Source organism: Lentzea sp. NPDC051208, assembly GCF_040682435.1.
Classification (GTDB): Bacteria; Actinomycetota; Actinomycetes; order Mycobacteriales; family Pseudonocardiaceae; genus Lentzea; species Lentzea kristufekii.
Window position 1 is genome coordinate 110,131 of sequence record NZ_JBFBAW010000002.1, and the last position, 19,184, is coordinate 129,314.

18 protein-coding genes are annotated in these 19,184 nt (G+C 70.0%); 13 read left to right on the top strand and 5 right to left on the bottom strand.

Annotation, left to right across the window (positions count from 1 at the left end):
* Positions 1-30 precede the first annotated feature (30 nt).
* A complete protein-coding gene (locus AB0M48_RS04895; RefSeq protein WP_363836021.1) occupies positions 31-519 on the top strand; it encodes a heme-binding protein in 489 nt (162 codons plus the stop codon).
* A gap of 25 nt (positions 520-544) precedes the next feature.
* On the opposite strand, the gene AB0M48_RS04900 is transcribed toward AB0M48_RS04895, so the two are convergent.
* On the bottom strand, positions 545-931 hold the full coding sequence (locus AB0M48_RS04900) for a hypothetical protein (protein WP_363836022.1): 387 nt from the start codon (positions 929-931) through the stop codon (positions 545-547).
* A gap of 96 nt (positions 932-1,027) precedes the next feature.
* Between AB0M48_RS04900 and AB0M48_RS04905 the strand changes: the two genes are divergently transcribed.
* Complete coding sequence (locus AB0M48_RS04905) at positions 1,028-1,852, top strand: class II glutamine amidotransferase (protein WP_363836023.1); 825 nt, start codon at positions 1,028-1,030, stop codon at positions 1,850-1,852.
* A 77-nt stretch (positions 1,853-1,929) separates the two neighbouring features.
* The gene (locus AB0M48_RS04910) at positions 1,930-2,508 is read left to right on the top strand and encodes a DUF4360 domain-containing protein (RefSeq protein WP_363836024.1); all 579 of its coding nucleotides are present in this window, start codon (positions 1,930-1,932) and stop codon (positions 2,506-2,508) included.
* 15 nt (positions 2,509-2,523) lie between these two features.
* On the opposite strand, the gene AB0M48_RS04915 is transcribed toward AB0M48_RS04910, so the two are convergent.
* Positions 2,524-3,285, bottom strand: a complete 762-nt coding sequence (locus AB0M48_RS04915) for a hypothetical protein (RefSeq protein WP_363836025.1) — start codon at positions 3,283-3,285, stop codon at positions 2,524-2,526.
* Positions 3,286-3,351: 66 nt separating this feature from the next.
* Here AB0M48_RS04915 and AB0M48_RS04920 point away from each other — a divergent pair, with 66 nt between their 5' ends.
* Positions 3,352-3,786 carry a cupin domain-containing protein gene (locus tag AB0M48_RS04920; RefSeq protein WP_363836026.1) on the top strand — a complete coding sequence of 145 codons (435 nt, stop codon included), beginning with the start codon at positions 3,352-3,354 and terminating at the stop codon, positions 3,784-3,786.
* Positions 3,787-3,858: 72 nt separating this feature from the next.
* On the opposite strand, the gene AB0M48_RS04925 is transcribed toward AB0M48_RS04920, so the two are convergent.
* Positions 3,859-5,583 (bottom strand): FAD-dependent oxidoreductase, encoded by a 1,725-nt coding sequence (locus AB0M48_RS04925; RefSeq protein WP_363836027.1) that lies wholly within the window; start codon positions 5,581-5,583, stop codon positions 3,859-3,861.
* Positions 5,584-5,694: 111 nt separating this feature from the next.
* Between AB0M48_RS04925 and AB0M48_RS04930 the strand changes: the two genes are divergently transcribed.
* Entirely contained in the window at positions 5,695-6,291 is a 597-nt protein-coding gene (locus AB0M48_RS04930; protein WP_363836028.1) for a phosphoribosylanthranilate isomerase, read from the top strand.
* A gap of 12 nt (positions 6,292-6,303) precedes the next feature.
* On the opposite strand, the gene AB0M48_RS04935 is transcribed toward AB0M48_RS04930, so the two are convergent.
* On the bottom strand, positions 6,304-6,666 hold the full coding sequence (locus AB0M48_RS04935) for a DUF4406 domain-containing protein (RefSeq protein ID WP_363836029.1): 363 nt from the start codon (positions 6,664-6,666) through the stop codon (positions 6,304-6,306).
* A gap of 49 nt (positions 6,667-6,715) precedes the next feature.
* On the opposite strand from AB0M48_RS04935, the gene AB0M48_RS04940 reads away from it, so the two are divergent.
* Both AB0M48_RS04940 and AB0M48_RS04945 read left to right on the top strand, forming a co-directional pair.
* Positions 6,716-7,456 (top strand): DeoR/GlpR family DNA-binding transcription regulator, encoded by a 741-nt coding sequence (locus AB0M48_RS04940; protein ID WP_363836030.1) that lies wholly within the window; start codon positions 6,716-6,718, stop codon positions 7,454-7,456.
* Between the two features lie 235 nt (positions 7,457-7,691).
* On the top strand, positions 7,692-9,005 hold the full coding sequence (locus tag AB0M48_RS04945; RefSeq protein ID WP_363836031.1) for a cytochrome P450: 1,314 nt from the start codon (positions 7,692-7,694) through the stop codon (positions 9,003-9,005).
* Between the two features lie 63 nt (positions 9,006-9,068).
* Here AB0M48_RS04945 and AB0M48_RS04950 read toward each other — a convergent pair whose 3' ends face one another.
* A complete protein-coding gene (locus AB0M48_RS04950) occupies positions 9,069-9,980 on the bottom strand; it encodes a toll/interleukin-1 receptor domain-containing protein (RefSeq protein WP_363836032.1) in 912 nt (303 codons plus the stop codon).
* Between the two features lie 413 nt (positions 9,981-10,393).
* Between AB0M48_RS04950 and AB0M48_RS04955 the strand changes: the two genes are divergently transcribed.
* The 6 genes from AB0M48_RS04955 (at position 10,394) to AB0M48_RS04980 (ending at position 18,987) form a co-directional block, all read left to right on the top strand.
* Positions 10,394-10,972, top strand: coding sequence for a TerD family protein (locus AB0M48_RS04955; RefSeq protein ID WP_363836033.1), 579 nt, complete (start codon positions 10,394-10,396; stop codon positions 10,970-10,972).
* Positions 10,973-11,048: 76 nt separating this feature from the next.
* Positions 11,049-12,116, top strand: coding sequence for a DUF475 domain-containing protein (locus AB0M48_RS04960; RefSeq protein WP_363836034.1), 1,068 nt, complete (start codon positions 11,049-11,051; stop codon positions 12,114-12,116).
* An 8-nt stretch (positions 12,117-12,124) separates the two neighbouring features.
* Entirely contained in the window at positions 12,125-12,784 is a 660-nt protein-coding gene (locus AB0M48_RS04965) for a tellurium resistance protein (RefSeq protein ID WP_363836035.1), read from the top strand.
* 34 nt (positions 12,785-12,818) lie between these two features.
* Positions 12,819-13,397 carry a TerD family protein gene (locus AB0M48_RS04970; RefSeq protein ID WP_363836036.1) on the top strand — a complete coding sequence of 193 codons (579 nt, stop codon included), beginning with the start codon at positions 12,819-12,821 and terminating at the stop codon, positions 13,395-13,397.
* Positions 13,398-13,657: 260 nt separating this feature from the next.
* Positions 13,658-16,489 carry a toll/interleukin-1 receptor domain-containing protein gene (locus AB0M48_RS04975; RefSeq protein WP_363836037.1) on the top strand — a complete coding sequence of 944 codons (2,832 nt, stop codon included), beginning with the start codon at positions 13,658-13,660 and terminating at the stop codon, positions 16,487-16,489.
* Between the two features lie 311 nt (positions 16,490-16,800).
* Complete coding sequence (locus AB0M48_RS04980) at positions 16,801-18,987, top strand: helix-turn-helix domain-containing protein (protein ID WP_363836038.1); 2,187 nt, start codon at positions 16,801-16,803, stop codon at positions 18,985-18,987.
* Positions 18,988-19,184 lie beyond the last annotated feature (197 nt).

Here is a 19,184-nt window from a genome sequence, read left to right on the forward strand (position 1 = left end):
AGCCGCCCGGACCGGAGCACCGTGGTGGCCATGGACCTCAAGAAGATCGCAGTCGCCACCCTCGTCGTGCTGAGCATCGGCGGCGGCTACGCGGCAGCCGACCAGCGCACCACCACCCGCACGGAGAAGGTGCTGACCATCGACGCGGCGATCAGGGCCGCCCAGGCCGCCCTCGACGCCGCCGAGAAGGAGAACCAGCGCGTCACGGTCGCCGTCGTGGACCGCGGCGGCGACCTCGTCGTGCTGCTCGCCGGCGACGGCGCGGGCCCGCAGACCGAAGAGTCGGCACGCCGCAAGGCGTTCACCTCGGTGTCGTTCAACGCCCCGACCTCGGAGCTCGCCGGCCGCGTCACGGGCCAGGGCGCGACGCTGCGGGACATCCCCGGCACGTTGTTCCTGGGTGGCGGCGTGCCGGTGGCGGTCGACGGCACGTCGGTCGCGGGCATCGGCGTCGGCGGCGCGCCCAGCGGCGACCTGGACGAGAAGTACGCGAAGGCCGGTCTCGCGACCCTGAAGTGAGTTCCGGTGAGCCGATCGGCGCCGGTCAGCGGCGCCGGTCGGTCGCGGCCCAGCCGGGAGGAGCGATCCGCTCGGTCGCCTCGGGGTCGACGGCGTGCCGGGCCACGTGCCGGCCGGGCTGCGGCTTCCTGCCCATCAGCATGAGCCCGACGGCCACGATCAGGCCGATGGTGGCGAGACCGGCGGCGACGGCGCGGGCGGCCGGGTGTTCGAGGATCAGGGTGCTGATCGTCAGAGCGAGCACGAGCGCGGCGATCGGGCCGATGACGGCGAGGTCGGAGCGTTCCTCGGGTTCCGGGGCGGGCTCGGCCGGGACCGGCACCTGCGCGACGGGCGCGTACACCTCGATCGTCTCGAAGTTCCCGCGCGGCTCTTCGTAGGGCGGGGGCCGTAAGCCGGGAGGGACCGTCACCCCAGCCATGCTGCCCGAGGAAGGCGCGTCGCCGCAAACCTCCCATTCCGGTCTGCTACGTGTTCCCATGTAGCGCTGGGTGTTCAGGAGGTCGACATGTGCAGGTGGCTCGCCTATTCCGGTTCGCCGGTCTTGCTGGAGGAACTGCTCTACGCGCCTGAGAACTCGCTCGTCATGCAGTCGAAGCACGCCCGGCTGGGCGCGACGGCCGTGAACGGTGACGGGTTCGGCATCGGCTGGTACGGCAGCACGAGCACTCCCGGTCTCTTCCTCAGCACCGAGCCGGCGTGGAACGACCGCAACCTGCGGGAGCTGTCCGCGCAGATCACCGCCGACCGGGTGTTCGCCCACGTGCGGGCCTCCACGGGCGGGGCTGTGCAGCGGTCGAACTGCCACCCGTTCCGGCACGGCAGCTGGTTGTGGATGCACAACGGGCTGATCGCGAAGTTCCCGCTGGTGCGGCGCGAGCTGATGCTGGCGATCGACCCCGTGCTGTTCCCGCTGATCGAGGGGTCGACGGACTCGGAGATCATGTTCTACCTGGCCGTCAGCTTCGGGCTGGAGCAGGATCCGCCGGCCGGGGTGGCGCGCATGGTCGAGTTCGTCGAGGACGTCGGCCGGCGGGCGGGCGTGGAGTACCCGGTCCAGATGACGGTCGCGGTCACGGACGGCTCGACGACCTGGGCGTTCCGCTACTCGAGCCGGGGCAAGTCGCGGTCGTTGTTCCACAGCACCGACGTGTCGACGCTGCGCCGCCAGTACCCGGACAACCCGGCGCTGCACGACCTCACCGACGACTCGCGGCTGATCGTGTCCGAGCCGCTGGCCGACCTGGTCGGGGCCTGGCAGGAGGTGCCGGAGTCGACGTGCGTCGTCGTCAGGACCGGCGTCGAGGAGGAACTGCTGCCCTTCAAGCCGTGAATCGTCAGGGAACCGTCAGGCGCATCGCCGCTACCGTCTGAGGCAGCCGCCGCCACGACTCCTCGGAGAGGTTTCCCATGCTCACCACGGCAGCGGCAGCACTCGTCGCCCTGTCCGCTCTGGCACCGGCCGAGCAGCCGGCGCCGTTCCTCGAGGTCGTCACCGTCAACGGTTCGGGCTGCCCGGCCGGCGACGCCGACGTCCAGACGGACGACAGAACCTTCACGATCGGCTACCACACGTTCCTGGCGCGGGCGGGCAACGGCTCGTCCCCGCTCGACCAGCGCAAGAACTGCCAGGTCAACCTGCGGGTGAACGCGCCGCAGGGCTACACCTACGGCCTGGCGCGGACCACCTACGAGGGATATGCGCACCTGCAGGACGGCGCGACCGGGCTGAGCCGGATCAGCACCTACCTGCAGGGCACCTCGCCCACCGCGACGGTGACCCAGACGTTCACCGGGCCGTTCAGCGGTGACTGGCAGACCCGCTACCGACCGGACGCGGCCGAGATCCAATGGGTGCCGTGCGGCGAGAAGCGGAACATCAACATCAATGCCGAGGTGCGCGTCACGCTCGGTTCCGCGGACCCCGACCGGCTCAGCTTCGTGATCGTGGAGTCGAGCCGGGGCGTCGTGTGGACCAGGCGCTGCTGAGCACGGGCCTGACCGTCAGCGCGTGAAGTCGCGGTACAGCACCACCCAGATCTCACCGGGCCGTTCGGTCGCGCCGGGGAACCACCTCGGCGCGACGGCCTCGGCGAGTTCGTCCGCGCGCTCCAGCAGCGTGCTGACCGCCGGTTCGCCGACGACGACCACGGCGGAGAAGTCGACGTGCGCGAGCAGGAAGTCCCGCGTGACACCGAACCGCTGCTCCAGCACCGTCATCAGCTCGTGCGGGGTGTCCGGTCCGGCGTCGATCTCGCTGACGTCCGGCACCTCGGCGCCGATCTCCGGCGCGGTCTCTTCCTCGTGCTGCTCGGCCCAGACGTGCTTGCTGAGCGAGTGGATGCTCGACGTGAGGTCGTCCGCCTGGTCCTCGGTGAGGATCAGCGTGACCGCACGCCCGTCGGTGAGCGTGAAGGTCAGTTCGGCCTCCGGCAGTCCGCCCGACCCCGGCATCGCCGCGACGGACCCGGCCACCTCGCCGGTCAGCACGTGGTCCGCGTGCGTCTCGGCGCCCGCCCGGAACGACGGCAGGTTCGCGGCCAGTTCGACGACGAGCCGCGCGGCGGTGAAGAACGCCTCCTTGTCGCGGAACTCCTTGCGACTGCTGGTGAGCGTGCGTCCGATGCCGGCGGGCTCGGCGTACGCCTCGACCGTGCCGGTCCCGTCCCAGCGGGCGCGGACGGTGATGCCGTTGGCCAAGCGCTTGCGGTAGGTCTCCTCGCGGCCGTGGCGGGACAGCTCCCAGCCCGCGATCTCCTCGGACAACGGTCTTCCTCTCGGCGGGAGTCCCGACGCTGTCACAGATCGGTGGGCTGTGTGGTCTGTTCTGACATGAGCCACGAACACACCCATCAGCTCGACAACCCCGACAAGAGCGGCCCGCCGCCGAAGATCGAGGTCATCGGCACCGTGCCGGGAGCACCGCAGATCCCGGACGGCGCGGAGGCCATGACGATCCTGGTGACGCTGCCGCCGTCCAGTCCCGGCGCGCCGCCGCACCGGCATTCCGGGCCCGCGTACGGCTACGTCGTGAAGGGCGCCATCGTCTTCGAACTGGAAGGCGAGCCGGAGCGGGTCGTCCGCGCGGGCGGGACGTTCTGGGAGCCGGGCGGCGACGTCATCCACTACCAGGACGGCAACCACCTGACGGACGAGGAATCCGCTTTCGTCGTCACGATGTTCTGCGCGCCCGGCCAGCCGATGCTGACCGTTGTGGAGCCGGAAGAGCTGGAGGCGCGCCAGCACCTCAGGGCGCCCCGGCCGTGAGGACGTCGCTGAAGGCGTTGCGGCTGCCGTGACGAGCACGAGGGGCGGGGAAGGTTCCCCGCCCCTCGGTGATCACTCGACCAGCTTGCCTGCCGTGTCGACCTCGCGCATCAACGACGCGATCTCGTCCGGGACCGGAGGGATCTCCTCCCGGACGACCTGACCGGGGCCCGCCCAGACGAGGTTCACCTGCTGCGCGGGATCGAGGTCCGGATGGTCGGACCGGTTGTGGCAACCGCGGGTCTCGCGGCGTTCGAGCGCGCACTCCAGGGTCGCGCGGGCGGAGAGCGCCGAGGCCTTCAAGTCGAAGGCGTGGGCGAGATCCTGGAAACCGGCGAGATCGGGGTGCACGCCGACGTCGCGGATCCGGTTCTCCAGCTCGTCCAGTTCGGCGAGGCCCTTGCGCAGACCGGCTTCGTCCCGGACGACGCCCGCGTGCTCGGTCATCGTGTTGCGCAGCGCGCGTTGCAGCGCACGGACGTTCTCCGGGCCGTCGGCGGCGAGCAGTCCGTCCACTTCGGACCGCGCCTCGTCGAGCGCGACGCGCGAACGCCGTTGCGCGTCCAGTGAAGTGGAGTACTCGGCCGCCGCCTCGCCGACGATCCGGCCGTAGACCAGCAGTTCGATGAGCGAGTTGCCGCCGAGCCGGTTCGCGCCGTGCAGGCCGCTGGACGCCTCGCCGATCGCGTACAGGCCCGCCACGCCCGTCGAGTGGTCCTCGGGCGCCACCCACACGCCGCCCATCGAGTAGTGCGCGGTCGGCGCGATCTCGACGGCCTCGCGGGTGATGTCCTTCATCTGCAGTTCGAGCAGCGTCTGGTAGACCCTGGGCAGCCGTTGCATGATCTGCTCACGCGGCAGGTGCGACACGTCCAGCCACACGCCGCCGTTCGGGGTGCCGCGGCCCTCCTTGATCTCCGTGTACGCGGCGAGCGCCACCCTGTCGCGTGTGGACAGTTCCATCCGCTCCGGGTCGTAGCGGGCCATGAACCGCTCGCCTGAGGCGTTGGTCAGGACGCCGCCCTCACCGCGCGCGGCCTCCGAGACCAGGGTGCCCGCCGCGTTCTCCGGTTCGAGCAGGCCGGACGGGTGGAACTGCACGAGCTCGGGGTCACGGATCCTGCCGCCCGCGAGCACGGCCAGGCGGAACGAGTCGCCCGTGTTCTCGTCGCGGCGGCTCGACGTGCGGCGCCAGATGCGGGTGTGCCCGCCGGCCGCGAGGATCACGACGTCCGCGTGGAAGACGTACCGCTTGCCCGTGTTCAGGTCGAACCCGTACGCACCGAAGACCACGTTGTCGTGCACCAGGATCCGCGTGATGTAGCAGGTGTCGTGGATCGGGATGTCGAGCTGCGTGGCCCGGTTCACGAGCGTGCGCTGGATCTCCAGCCCGGTGTAGTCGCCGGCGAACGACGTGCGGCGGAACGTGTGCGCGCCGAAGAACCGCTGCGAGATGCGCCCGTCGGCCTCCCGCGCGAACGGCATGCCATAGCGTTCGAGGTCCTCGATGCCGCGCGGCGCCTGCTCGGCCACCACCCGCACGATCTCCGGGTTGGCGAGCAGGTAGCTCTCCTTGATGGTGTCCGCGGCGTGCTGCTGCCACGTGTCGGACGGGTCCATCGTGGCCAGCGCGGCGTTGATGCCGCCGGCGGCGAGTGCGGTGTGCGCGTCGGCCTTGGGGCGCTTGCCGACGACCAGGACGTCGACGCCTCTCTCCGCGAGTTCGATGGCGGCGCGCAGTCCCGCGCCACCGCTGCCGATCACCAAAACCGATGTGGCTAGCTGATGTTCAGTCATCACGGCCTCCGTTGCCCGTCTCTTCCATTAAGTAGGACCGGGCAGCGCATCGGCTTGTGACTGTTAGCTGCGCGACAGTGCGTCCGTGGCCACATCGGTAGGATCGGTGGTGTGTTCGTGAAGCTGTGCGGTCTGCGCACCGAGTCCGATGTCACCGTCGCGGTCGAGACGGGGGCCGACGCCGTCGGGTTCGTGCTCACGACCAGCCCGCGCCAGATCGACGTCGACCTGGCGGCGCGACTCGTCGCCGAGGTGCCGGCGGACGTCCTCACCGTCGCCGTGGTGCGCGGGATCCCGGCCGCCGAGGCGGGCGAGATGGCGCTGAAGACGGGCGCGCGCGCGTTGCAGCTGCACGGCGACTACCCGAAGGAAGCGTTCGACGAACTGGCCGAGTTGCCGTTCGGACTGGTGAGGGCCACGGCGCTCGGGCCGGAGACCGACGTGCGCACCGGAGCGTTCGGCGAGGAACTGCTGCTGATCGACTCCCCTGTCGCCGGATCGGGCGAGCAGTGGGACATCACGCGGCTCGCCGAGAACCCGCCCACCGGCAAGTGGGTGCTGGCGGGCGGGCTGTCACCGGAGACGGTCGCCGGGGCGATCAGCGTCGCGCGGCCGTGGGGCGTCGACGTGTCCAGCGGCATCGAGTCGAGCCGCGGCGTGAAGGATCACGGCCGGATGCGCGAGTTCGTGCTGGCCGCACGCGGTTAGTGGCTTGAGGCCCTAGGCGGCGCGGTAGCCGGGGACGTCCTCGACCCGGTGGTAGACCGGCAGTCCGCGCTCCCGCGCGATCCGCACGTCCTCGTCCGCGCCGGTCGACTCACCGGGCAGTCGCAGCACCGCCTCGCAGTGCCGCAGCAGGCGTTCCGCGGTCGGGTACATGATCTCCGACGCGATCGGGTCGGTCGGCGAGCTGCCACCGGCGCCGCGCAGCACGGGCAGCGCCACCCACTCGCCGATCATCGGGACGTGCCCGCTGCGGAACAACGGCCACGCGGCCTCCTCCAGGCGTTCGAGGTTGCGCGCCATCAACTCGGGGTCGTCCCCGGTGCCGGAGCGGTAGGGCCCGGCGATCAGAATCAGCATGCGTCCGACCATAATGTGCAACACTCGGCAAAAACAAGGAGAAACGTGCATGCTGGCTGCCCAGCGTCGTGACCTGCTGCTCGAACGACTGCGCACCGACGGCCGGATCGTCGCCAAGGACCTCGCCACCGAAGTCGGCATCTCCGAGGACACCATCCGTCGTGACCTGCGCGATCTCGCGGCGGCGGGGCTCTGCCAACGCGTGTACGGCGGCGCACTGCCCGTATCCCCCGCTATCGCGGACTACGCCACGCGTCAGGGCGTGCAGGTCGATGGCAAGCAACGGGTCGCACGAGCGGCGGCAGCGTTGATCGAACCCGGCAGCACCGTGATCCTCGACGGCGGCACGACCACGCTTGCCGTCGTGCGCGCGCTACCGCTCGATCTGCACGCCACGGTCGTCACGCACAGCCCGACGATCGCGAGCGCGTTGGAGGAACACCGGGACGTGGAGGTCTACGTCATCGGTGGTCGGCTCTTCAAGCACTCGATGGTCGCGTGCGGCGCCGCTGCCGTGGAAGCCGCACGAAACGTGCACGCGGACCTCTTCTTCCTCGGTGTCACGGGCGTGCACCCCGAAGCGGGCCTCACGACGGGTGATGCGGACGAGGCCGCGATGAAACGCGCGCTCGCCCACCAGGCAGCGGACACCTACGTGCTGGCCAGCTCGGAGAAGATCGGCACGGCGTCGAGGTTCTCCGTGCTGCCGTTCGCCGAGGTCGCCGGCGTGATCACGGACGCGGACAACGAGACCGTGCGCGCGCTGGAGGTACCCGTCGTCCAGGCCTGACGTCAGAGGACGACCTGCAGATAGCCCTTGGGAGAGCCGTAAGTGCGTGCGCACCGGGTCAACGCGAGCACGCCGTGGCCCGCGACCTCGCTCCTCCAGCCGTCGTGGTCCTGCGGTCGAGCAGCGCCCGGAACTCCATGGCGGGCAGGCCACTCGGTGGTCCCCAGTGGACTCCCCGTTCGACCGGACGGGCGAGACCTTGACTCACCGCGGCGTACTGGGCACGCTGCGAACCGTGACGAGCCTGGCTGAGGAGCACGTCAAACCGGCGGTGCGCTGGAGCATCGGCCACGCGCTGCCGCGTGCCGTCCTGCGCCTGGCCGCCCGCCGCGGCGACCTGCAGGGCCGCATCACCGTCGAGGCCTCCACCGGCGCCGACCTGACGGGCCTGTTCGACGAGATCCGCGCCCGAGGCCCGCTCGCCGCCACGAAGATCGGCCACACGACCACACGGCACGAGGTCGTCAAGGCGGTCCTGTCCGACGACGCGTTCGTGACGGCCCGCCCGCGTTTCGGCGCCGGCATCCTCGGCAAGCTCGCCGCGTGGTCCGCCACCGAGGTCATGCACCCGGTCCAGCCGCCGTCGCTGCTGGCCGTCGAACCCCCGGCGCACACCCGCTACCGCAAGCTCGTCACCCGCGTCTTCACGGCCCGCGCCGTCGAACAACTCCGCGTGCGCACCCAGCAGATCGCCGACGACCTGCTCGACGGCCTCGACCCCGCGAGCCCGGTCGACCTGATCGAGACCTACTGCGGCCTGCTGCCGGTCACCGTGATCAGCGAGATCCTCGGCGTGCCACCGCAGGAACGCGCGACCGTCCTGGCCCTCGGCGCGGCCGCCGCGCCCAGCCTCGACCTCGGCCTGTCCTGGCGCGTGTTCCGCACCGTCGAGACGACGCTCAGCTCGTTCGACGCCTGGCTCTCCCGCCACCTCGACGCCCTGCGCGCCAACCCGGGCGACAACCTGCTGAGCCGCCTGATCACCGCCCGCGAGGACGGCGTCGGCCTGTCCGAACGCGAGCTGAAGGCCACCGCGGGCCTGGTGCTGGCCGCCGGTTTCGAGACCACCGTCAACCTCCTCGGCAACGGCATCTCGTTGCTCACCAGGCATCCCGCACAACTGGAAGCCCTTCGCGCGCAACCCTCGTTGTGGGCCAACGCCGTCGACGAGGTGCTGCGCCACGACCCTCCGGTCCTGCTGACCGGCCGCATGTGCGCCCGCGACACCACGATCGCCGGCATCCCCGTGCGCCGAGGCCAGCTCGTCACGACCCTGCTCGCCGGAGCCAACCGCGACCCGTCCGTGTTCGAGAACCCTGCGGCGTTCGACGTCACCCGTGCCAACGCGCGCGACCACGTGTCGTTCGGCGCCGGCCGCCACTACTGCCTCGGCGCCCAGCTCGCCCGCATGGAGGGCGAGATCGGGCTGCGCACGATCTTCGACCGCTTCCCTGACCTGGCGCCCCTTCCCGGCGCGCGCCGCCGTCCGACCCGCATCCTGCGCGGCTTCGAACGCCTGCCCACCCGCCTCACCAAGACCGGCGGGTGAACACCGCACTCGGGCGCGTGGTCGTCGGCACGCATGACACCGATGTGCGGCGCCAGCAGCTCATCACCGATGGATCTGCTCGATGTACAGGACGACCTTGCGCCACAACGCGTCGAAGAACCCTTCGGCGGTCAGGAGCGTGCTGCCCGCGCCCTGCAGTCCGTCGGTGAACTTCAGCCGCGCCTCCTCGTGCTGCTTGTCCCACTCCGCCGTGGCCCAGGCGTTCTTCGCGCTCCCCCGGTACGAGGGTGCGCCGTAGCCCACCGCCAGCCGGTCCTGCCGGTAGGACTCGTCGAACCACACCTGCAGTCCGTACACCGGCATGCCACGCTGCTCGACCCGCACCTCCACCGCGTGGTCCGGAGTCCGCACCCTGCAGGTGTAGCCGTACCGTTCCAGCACGCCGGCGTTCGCCTGAAACCGCTTGCCCACAAGAGAGAGCGCGTTCTCCAGCGCTTCGTAGGGACTGAAGCTTCCCGGCGCGATCCGGGGCAGGAGAACGCCCGGTGCGGGCGTGGCGGGAACCGGCGTGGCCGAGGCGGGACCGGTGCTGCGGACCCGTTCGGCGGTGATCTTCGCCAGTTCCTCGACGGTCCAGTGCTCAGCGTTGAGGTGGTGGGTCGCCGAGCTCAGCAGCTCCTCCGGCACCTTCACGTCTCCCACCATGATCGGCAGGATGTAGGCGTCCTCGCGCAGTTCGATCGACGACGTGAGCGCGGCGCTGTACTCGTCCATCGGATAAGGGCCGCCGAGGTACTCGCGAGAGAAGAACGGCACGACATACCGCGCGATGCCCTGACCGTAGACCTTGCGGAACTCGGTGATGAAGTTCCGGCCCCAGATCTGAGTCGCAACATCCTTGTCGTAGAAGACGCTCAGCCCCAGGGCCTGGCAAGCGCGCACGTATTTCTCCACCAGAGCCCGCTGCGCGCCCGAGAACGACACAGCGACATCGTAGGTTTCACGATCGGACATCAGCACCTCGTCGACCTTCCGAGTGAACAACGACCGGGCCGCCAAGCATTCCACATCCCGCATTGCAGAACGCACACGCCTCGCTTGGCCGCCGATTCGACGTCGAGCGAAATTCGGTGCGATCGAGAATACCGCCAGGACCTGCGAGAACAAGATGCCACGAGACCTCGACAACGCCTGGACCAGCTACTTCTTGATCACTGACCAGTCCTCATGTCCAGTTCCAACCCGACACGACAAATACTGGACGCTTTCATGACACGTCCGGAACCACCTCTGTCAACCGGTAACGACTCCCTCCCGGCTCCGATGTTCACAACGCGTTCGAAAGTCGCCGATAAATCATCGGAGATATTCGGCGACCAATAGCCGAAGCCGTTACCAGCGGCTGCCGTGAACAACAGGAGGAAGCAATGACCGTAATGCTCACCAAGGGTGGCAACGTCTCGCTCACGAAGCAGGCCCCCGGCCTCACCGCGGTCCTCGTCGGGCTCGGCTGGGACGCGCGGTCGACCAGCGGCTCGGACTTCGACCTCGACGCGAGCGCGCTGATGTGCAACGCCTCCGGCAAGGTCATGTCCGACGCCCACTTCATCTTCTTCAACAACCTCAAGAGCCCCGAGGGCTCGGTCGAGCACACCGGCGACAACCTGACCGGTGAGGGCGACGGCGACGACGAGTCGCTGAAGGTCGACCTCGCCGGGGTGCCCGCCGAGTGCGACAAGATCGTGTTCGCGGTGTCCGTGCACGACGCCGAGGCGAGATCGCAGTCGTTCGGCCAGGTGCGCAACGCGTTCATCCGCGTGGTCAACCAGGACGGTGGCGCGGAGATCACCCGGTACGACCTGAGCGAGAACGCCTCCACCGAGACGGCGATGCTCTTCGGCGAGCTGTACCGCGCGGGTGCCGAGTGGAAGTTCCGCGCCGTCGGCCAGGGCTACGCGGCCGGTCTGTCCGGCATCGCCCGCGACTACGGCGTGAACGTGGCCTGACGGTCCTTTCCGTCCCCGCGCACGACAGCGGTGGGCCGCGCCCGCGCGGCCCACCCACATCCCGTCGGAGAAACCCATGTGGCTCAGGACGTTCGGCGGCTCGCTCGCCGTCACCGCCGTCGGACTCGTCGGCGCCTACCTCTACGCCGGCCCGGCGGGCCTCGCCCTCGCCGCGATCCTCGGCGTGCTGGAACTGACGCTCTCGTTCGACAACGCCGTCGTGAACGCGACGGTGCTCAAGACGATGAACGCCTTCTGGCAGAAGCTCTTCCTCACGGTCGGCATCCTGATCGCCGTCTTCGGCATGCGCCTCGCGTTCCCGTTGCTCGTCGTGGGTGTGACCGCCGGCCTCTCCCCCACGTCGGCCATCTCCCTGGCGATGGAGGGCGGTGACCCGCACACCCCGGGAACGTACGGCTACATCCTGCACGACGCGCACCCCGCGATCGCCGCGTTCGGCGGCATCTTCCTGCTGACGTTGTTCTGCGACTTCGTCTTCGAGCGGCGCGAGATCACGTGGATGGGCTGGGTGGAACGCCCGCTCGCCCGCATCGGCCAGCTCGAGCAGCTCTCGATCGCGGTGTCGTTGCTGGTGATCGGCGTGGCCGCACTGGAGTTCGCACCGGAGGGCAAGTCGACCACGGTCGTCGTGTCCGGAGTGTTCGGGCTGCTCACCTACGTGCTCGTCAAGGCGCTGAGTTCCCGGTTCGACCCGGATCGGCACGGCGGCGGCAACTCGCTGAAGGTCAAGGTGGGCAAGGCCGCGTTCATGTCCTTCCTGTACCTGGAAGTCCTGGACGCGACGTTCAGCTTCGACGGGGTCGTGGGCGCCTTCGCGATCACCTCCGACCCGATCATCATCGCGGTGGGGCTCGGACTGATCGGTGCCACGTTCGTGCGCTCGCTGACCGTTTTCCTGGTCCGGCAACGGACTCTGGAGGAGTACGTGTACCTGGAGCACGGCGCCCACTGGGCGATCGGCGCGCTCGCCGTCCTCCTGCTGGGCACCATCAGGTTCGAGATCCCCGAACTGGTGACCGGTCTCATCGGGATCAGCTTCATCCTGCTCGCGTTCGTCTCCTCGGTCGTCCGCAACAGGCGCGCCACAGCGGCCGGCCGCCCCCTCGAAACAGCCGGAACCTGAGGTGTGTCATGGCGATCGACTACACGAAACGCCCTGCGGGAGGGTCCACCGGAACCGTCCTGCTCACCAAGTCCAAGCCGAGCGTCTCGCTGCACAAGCAGGCGACGGGTGTCCTGCGGGTCAACCTGAACTGGAACGCCCGCCCGGCACCGAAGAGCGCGGGAGGACTCCTGCGCCAGTGGCTGGCCCCGGCCGCCATCGACCTCGACCTCGGTTGTCTCTACGAGTTCACCGACGGCTCCAAGGGCGTCGTGCAAGCACTGGGAAATTCGTTCAGCGCGAGCCCGGAAGGCGTGTGGGACAAGGTCGTCTGGCTCGACGGCGACGATCGCTCCGGCGCCGCCACCGCGGGTGAGAACCTGTTCGTGGACCTCGCCCACGCCACCCGCATCCGGCGCATCGTCGTGTTCGCCTTCATCTACGAGGGCGTGCCCAACTGGGCGGCGGCCGACGGCGTCGTGACCCTGCACCCGGCGACGGGCCCCGCCATCGAGGTCCGGCTCGACGAACCCCGTGACAACGCGCGGATGTGCGCCGTCGCCATGATCGAGCAGTCGGGCCGGGGAGGTCTCACCGTGCGCCGCGAGGTCCGCTACCTCGACGGCGGGCAGCAGCGGCTGGACCAGGAGTACGGCTGGGGCCTGCGCTGGACGACAGGCCGCAAGTGACAAAGCGAACCACCCCGACGAAAGGTAGTCCGGCATGACCATCACCTTGACCAAGGGCCAGAAGGTCTCCCTGCAGAAGCAGAACGGCGGCACGCTCACGAACGTCCGCATGGGCCTCGGCTGGGACGCCGTGAAGAAGAGGGGCCTGTTCGGCTCGCGCGACCAGAGCATCGACCTCGACGCCTCGGCACTGCTCTTCGACGCCGGCGGCAAGCTCGTCGACCAGATCTGGTTCCGCCAGCTCAGGAGCAAGGACGGCGCCGTCGTGCACACCGGTGACAACCTGACCGGTGCGGGAGACGGCGACGACGAGTCGATCCGGGTCGACCTCGCGCGACTGCCCGCCGGGGTGAAGACCCTCGTGTTCACCGTGAACTCGTTCACCGGCCAGGACTTCTCGCAGATCGAGAACGCGTTCTGCCGCCTGGTGGACGAGGCGGGCGGCGGTGCCGAGGTCGCCAAGTACAGCCTCTCGGGTTCCGGCAGGCACAACGCCCAGATCATGGCCAAGGTGACGCGGGAGGGTTCCGGCTGGTCGATGACCGCGCTCGGCATCCCCGCCTCGGGACGCACCTTCCACGACCTGCTGCCCGCGATCGCCGGTGCCCTCTGACCGGGCGGGCGGGGAGCCACGGGAACCGGCTCCCCGCCCGCTGATCCGATCGAGTGACCGCGTAACGGATCCGGCGGCATCTCCGACCAGCAGTACGCGAAACGACGGACCGGAGAAGGAAGAGCTGACACCGCACCGATTCGTGGACGATCGATCACCCACGGCGCCAGGAATCCGCCGGACTTCTGTCCTCTTTTCGCCTGGCTCGTGTCGAGTGCCCGCGGGCATGGTTGGTGAGACGACGAGCGGAGGCACGAACGATGACCGCAGCACGACCGCGGATCTTCCTGAGCTACACGTGGGCAGACGAGGCGGCTGTCGACGTCATCGAGAGCGGCCTCGAAGCCCGCGGGATCGACGTGTTCAGGGATCGCGACATCCACGTGTTCGACCCGATCACCGAGAAACTGCGCGAGGAGCTCGACAGGTCCCACCTGCTGGTGGCGTACTACTCCCGCCGCTATCCGACGCGCTACGCGTGCCAGTGGGAGCTCACCAGGGCGTTCCTGTCCGCGCTGCACAACGGCGAGCACCCGGCGGACCGGATCGCCGTGGTCAACCCCGAGGGCGACGACCGGCACATCCACCCGCTGGAGTTCACCGACGCCGCCTACCTCGCGTGGCGGCACGACTCCGATGTGGACGCGCTGGCGGACGCCGTGCTCGGCAAGGCGAATCGGCTGACCGCGCCGATGGGAGGCGTCCCGGACGCCTCCGCGCACGAGTTCCACGAACGCCTCCGCCATCCCCGGCGCTTCGTCGGCCGCTACCCCGCGCTGTGGAACGTGCACAGCGCCCTGCGGGGCAACGCCCACTTCGCCTCGCAAGCACCGAAGTCCCACTCCGTCGCGCTGGTCAAGGCCCCGCCAGGCATGGGCAAGACCGCACTCGCGGAGCAGTACGGGTTCCTGTTCCGCGACGCCTATCCCGGTGGTCAGGAGTGGACCGGGTTCGGCGACCTGCTCGGCGACGTCCGCGCGCACTGGGCGGCGGAGCTGAACCGCGTGGCGCGCGAGCGCTTCGGCACGAGCCTGAACGGACTGGACCTGCGGCAGGCACTGGCCACGGTGGGCGCGAAGATCACCGCCGCCGGCCAGGACGTGCTGTGGGTGCTCGACGACGTGCCGGACGGCCTGGGCAACGACGTGCTCGACGAGCTGATCGTCCCGTCCCCGTTCGTCCGGACCGTCCTCACCAGCCGCACCGCGAGGCCGGACTGGCCGGTGCCCGCGGTCCCTCTCGACGGCATCACCCAGATCGAGGCGGAGGAACTGTTCTCCGCCCAGTGGCCCGATCTCCGTGACGACGAACGGTCGGCGATCGCGGGGCTGGTCGAGCGCTCGCACGGCCATCCGCTGATCATCACCGCCGCCGTCCGGTCGTTGCGCAGCGGGCAGGGAACCGGTGCGCTGCACCAGCTCCAGGAAGACGCGGGCTCGGTGGTCGACACCCTCACCCCGATCGTCCGGGCCCGCAGCCAGCACGCACGGGTGCTGCTCGGCTTCGCGTCCCTGCTCGCCAGGGCGCCGTTCGGCGGCGACCTGCTGGTGCAGGGCCTGTCCGCGCTGCTGGGCGAGCGAGCACCGGTGCTCGTGGCCGAGGCGCTCGACGAACTCGACGCGTACTGCCTGCTGCACCGAGTCCACCACGGCGAGGGCACGCGCAGACAACTGTGGCAGCTGCACGCGCTGGTCGCCGACGCGGCACGGCAGGACCTCGACCACTCGCTGCTCGACACCCTGGCGCACCAGGCCGCGGGTGTCGTGCTGTCCGCGTTGACGACGAAGTCGGCCGACATGTCCGCACACGCGGTCAAGATCGCCGAGCACCAGGCCGTGCCCGTGAGCCGCCGGCTCGAGCTGCTGCGCGCGGTCGCGGAGGTGTACGAGGAGCACGGAGACCTGCTCGCGGCACGTGCGGCACGGCGTGCGGCCGTGCGCGCCGGCGCTGACCGGCCACTGGCGCGGGACGTGCTCGCCGCGGCCAGGCTCGCGGTGGAAACTGGCGACACGCAAGAGGTTCTGCGGCTCACCGACGGGCTGACCGAGGGATCCGACGGCCACACCGAGTACCGGGCGCGTTTCCTGGCCGCGTGCGCACACGACCTGGACGGCGACATCGCCAGGGCCGACGAGGTCTTCCATGAGCACGAACTCGTGGGGCAGTTCGGCTTCGCGCCCGTCTGGATGCCGGAGGAAGAACGCAACCACACCGTGCTGATGCGGATGGCCGCGCTGCGCAGGCGTGGCCGGTACAAAGAGGCGTTCGAGGGGATCACGGGGCTGTGGTCGGCACTGCGCGCCGACCACCCGACCGGCACCCACCTCGGGCCCTGGCCTCGCGTCGCGATCGAGGCGGCGAGGCTCCAGCTCCTCACCGGCAAGGTGATCGAGTCGCGGGCGACGGCCGACCAGGTCGTCCGCGTGCTCGGCGACGCCGGTCTGCCGCGGCACCACCTGGCGCGCGACGCCGTCGCCGTCGAGGCCGAAGGCGAGCTCGTCCTCGCGTGGTCGGAGCGCAAGGCACGGCCCCAGGAGTGGCAGCTGGCCACGAAGAAGGTCGCCAGGGCGCTGCGGGAGTCCGTCGACTGGTACGGCGAGGACAACCCGCTGACGCTCGACCTCCAGGTCCTGCACGGGTTGACGCTGCACAACAACTCACGCCCGGGCGACGCCCTGGAGGTGCTCACCGACGCCGAGCGGCGCATCCACGCCCGGCTCGGCCCGCGGCATCCACTGGCGATGCGCGTCAGGCTCTACATCGGCCTGGCCACCGCGAACAAGGGCGACTGGGCAGCGGCCAGGAAGATCTACGAGGACCTGCTGCCCCGTCACGTCGAGGTACTGGGCCGGCAGCACTCCGAGGCCCAGCTGACCCGGTTCCAGCTGGGCGTCTGCCTGCTCAAGGCGCACGAACTCGACCGGGCCCGGACGCTGATCGACGAGGCGGCACCTGTCCTCGTCGCCCAGCACGGGGCCTGGCAGCAGTGGGCGTCGATGGCACGGGTCGCGCAGGGGCTGCTCCGGCTGCCCGGCCCGCTGCTGCGTCTCGCGAGCACGATCGAAAGCCTCACCCGCAAGACCGGAGGCTGATCGGAGGTCCCCCGTTTCCCGCGGTCGCGGGAAACGGCAGCTGAAAACGGGTTTCCCGGTTTCCACGTGTTTCTTTCCAGCGGAAACCGGTTCCTGGCGGCACAGGACGGCTCGCACGATCTCCTACATCGATGCGAAACGCCTCGCGAGGACCAGAAACCCGATTCGACTGAAGGGACCCGTCATGCACACACACTTCATCGTCGTCGTGCTGAGCACCCTGCTCGGCTGAACGGGGAACACGGCGGACCTGCGGGCCTCCCGCCCGCAGGCCGTCTCACCGGTTCGTGCGGAAAAGAGAGCGACAAGGCATGGTGGAATTGGGACCCGAACTCAGGCGCAGACGCGAGTCGGCCGGCTACTCACTGGACAAGATGGCCAAGCTGGTGCACTTCACCAAAGGCCATCTGAGCAAGGTCGAAACCGGCCGCACCCAGGCCAACCGCGAACTCGCCGCCGCCTACGACCACGTCCTGGACGCGAACGGCGAGCTCATCGCCATCGCGGACGCGCAGCCGGCCCGGCGCAAGCCCCGCGGCCTCATGGGCCTGCCGGCGCACACGCCCCACTTCGTCGGACGCGGCCCCGAGCTCACCGCCCTGAGCGCGGTGCTCGGCGAGCGCCAGAACATCAAGGTCGCCGTCATCAGCGGCATGGCGGGATCGGGCAAGACGGCGCTCGCCGTGGCCGCCGCACGGACGGCCGCGGACTCCTTCCCGGACGGGTGCCTGCTGTTCGACCTGCGCGGGCACAGCCCCGGCATGCACGCGCAGTCACCCGCGGAAACGGCCTACCACCTGCTGCAGTCCCTCGACACGACGCACGACCTCATCCCGGCGGACCCGGACGGCCGCGTCAACCTGCTGCGCGACACGCTGCGCAACCGGGACGTGCTGGTCGTGCTGGACAACGTGCGGCACGCCGGCCAGGTGCGGCCGCTGCTGCCCGCGGAGGGCCGCAGCCGGGTGATCATCACCAGCCGGTGGCGGCTGCCGGCGCTGGACGACGCCTGGCACCTCGACATCGACGCGCTGTCGCCCCCGGAGGCGTTGCGCCTGTTCCAGTCGTTGATGCGCGGCACGACCACGGTCGACGAGCCGGACGCCGCCGCGATCGTCGCGCACTGCGGGCACCTGCCGCTCGCGATCCGGATCGCCGCGGCCAGGATCCTGCGCGGCGGCTGGAGCGCGCGGCGGTTCCTGCAACGGCTGGCCGACCGCTCGACCAAGCTCGCCTACCTGGAGGAGACCGAGCGGGGCGTCAGCGCCGCCCTCGCCATCACCTGCGACCTGCTGCCTCCCCAGCAGCGCGAACTGCTCGGGCTGATGGCGAACCACCCCAGCACGAGCATGCCGGTGCCGTCGGTCCAGGCGGTCGCGGGGCTCGGCCCGGGAGACACGGACCTGCTGCTCGACGGCCTGCACGAGGCCCACCTGGTCTCCAGGTCCGGGGACGAGCAGGTGCACCTGCACGACCTCGTGCACACCTACGCCATGCAGCACGTGCGCCCGGCGGACGAGGTGTCCCGCCCGGCGTTCGACCGGCTCACCGACCACTACCTGGCCGCCGCGATCGCCGCCGACAAGCTGCTCGAACCGGCACGGCACCGCCCCGCGATCGAGGCGTCCCTGCACTCGGAACACCCGTTCGAGGACGCGGCCGGCGCGCTGGCGTGGATGCGGTCGCAGTGGCCGACGCTCGTCCGGCTGACCGACCTGGTCACCGACCAGCGGTGCTGGCAGCTCGCTCTCGCGGTGAGGGGCTTCTTCTTCCAGGAGAAGCTGTACGACTCGTGGATCCACATGCACCTGGCCGCGCTCACCGCCGCGGCGGGTGATCCGGCGGCCACGGGCAGGGTGCTCAACGGGATCGGCATGGCCCGGCTGGAGATGGGGCAGGTGGCGGAGTCCGTCGAGTGCCACGAGCGGGCGCTCGCGTCGTTCGTCGAGGCGGGTGACAAGCCGGGCGCGATCGACGCCTCGGCCAGCCTGGCCTGGGCCCGGATGCACCAGGACGAGGTCCTGGCGGCACTGGAGGGGCTCACCGCCGCCCTCGCCGAGTACCGGCGGTCGGGGCGGGACCGCAACACCGTCATCACGCTGCGGGGCGTCGCGTTCGCGCTGACCTGCCTGGACAGGTTCGACGAGGCCCGCGCGCACGCGACGGAGGCCCGCCGGTCGGCGTCGGCGCCGATCGACGTGGTCAGGGGCATCAACTGCCTCGCCTGGGTCGAGTACCGCGCGGGTGCCGCGGCCAGGGCACGGGACCTGTACGCCGAAGCCGCCGACCTGGCCGAGCTCGCGGACAACGGCTACGAGCGCGCCCGTGCGCTGACGGGGCTGGGCAACCTGGCCGAACGCGCGGGTGACCACGACGGGGCAGCCGTGTGGTGGGCGCAGGCGGCCGAGCACTACGCGGACCTCGTCCCGGTGGTCGTGTGGGAGGCACGGGCACGCGAAGAACTGACCGGGCGTGATATTCGAAATCAACTGGCATAATCTCTTCCCCTCACCATTCTGTCCAATATTTGTCATCTTTCGCTTCCGCGGGCACGACTCAACAACCGAGCGCTTTTCTTCGTAACGCTCAAAGACGACTTCACGATGGTCGTTCAGGATGTGTTCTTCGCCGGTTTCGGCATCCCGTTCGCCGATACCGCGCGCCATTCGGGCAGCGGCGGAGAACGAACGCGGCA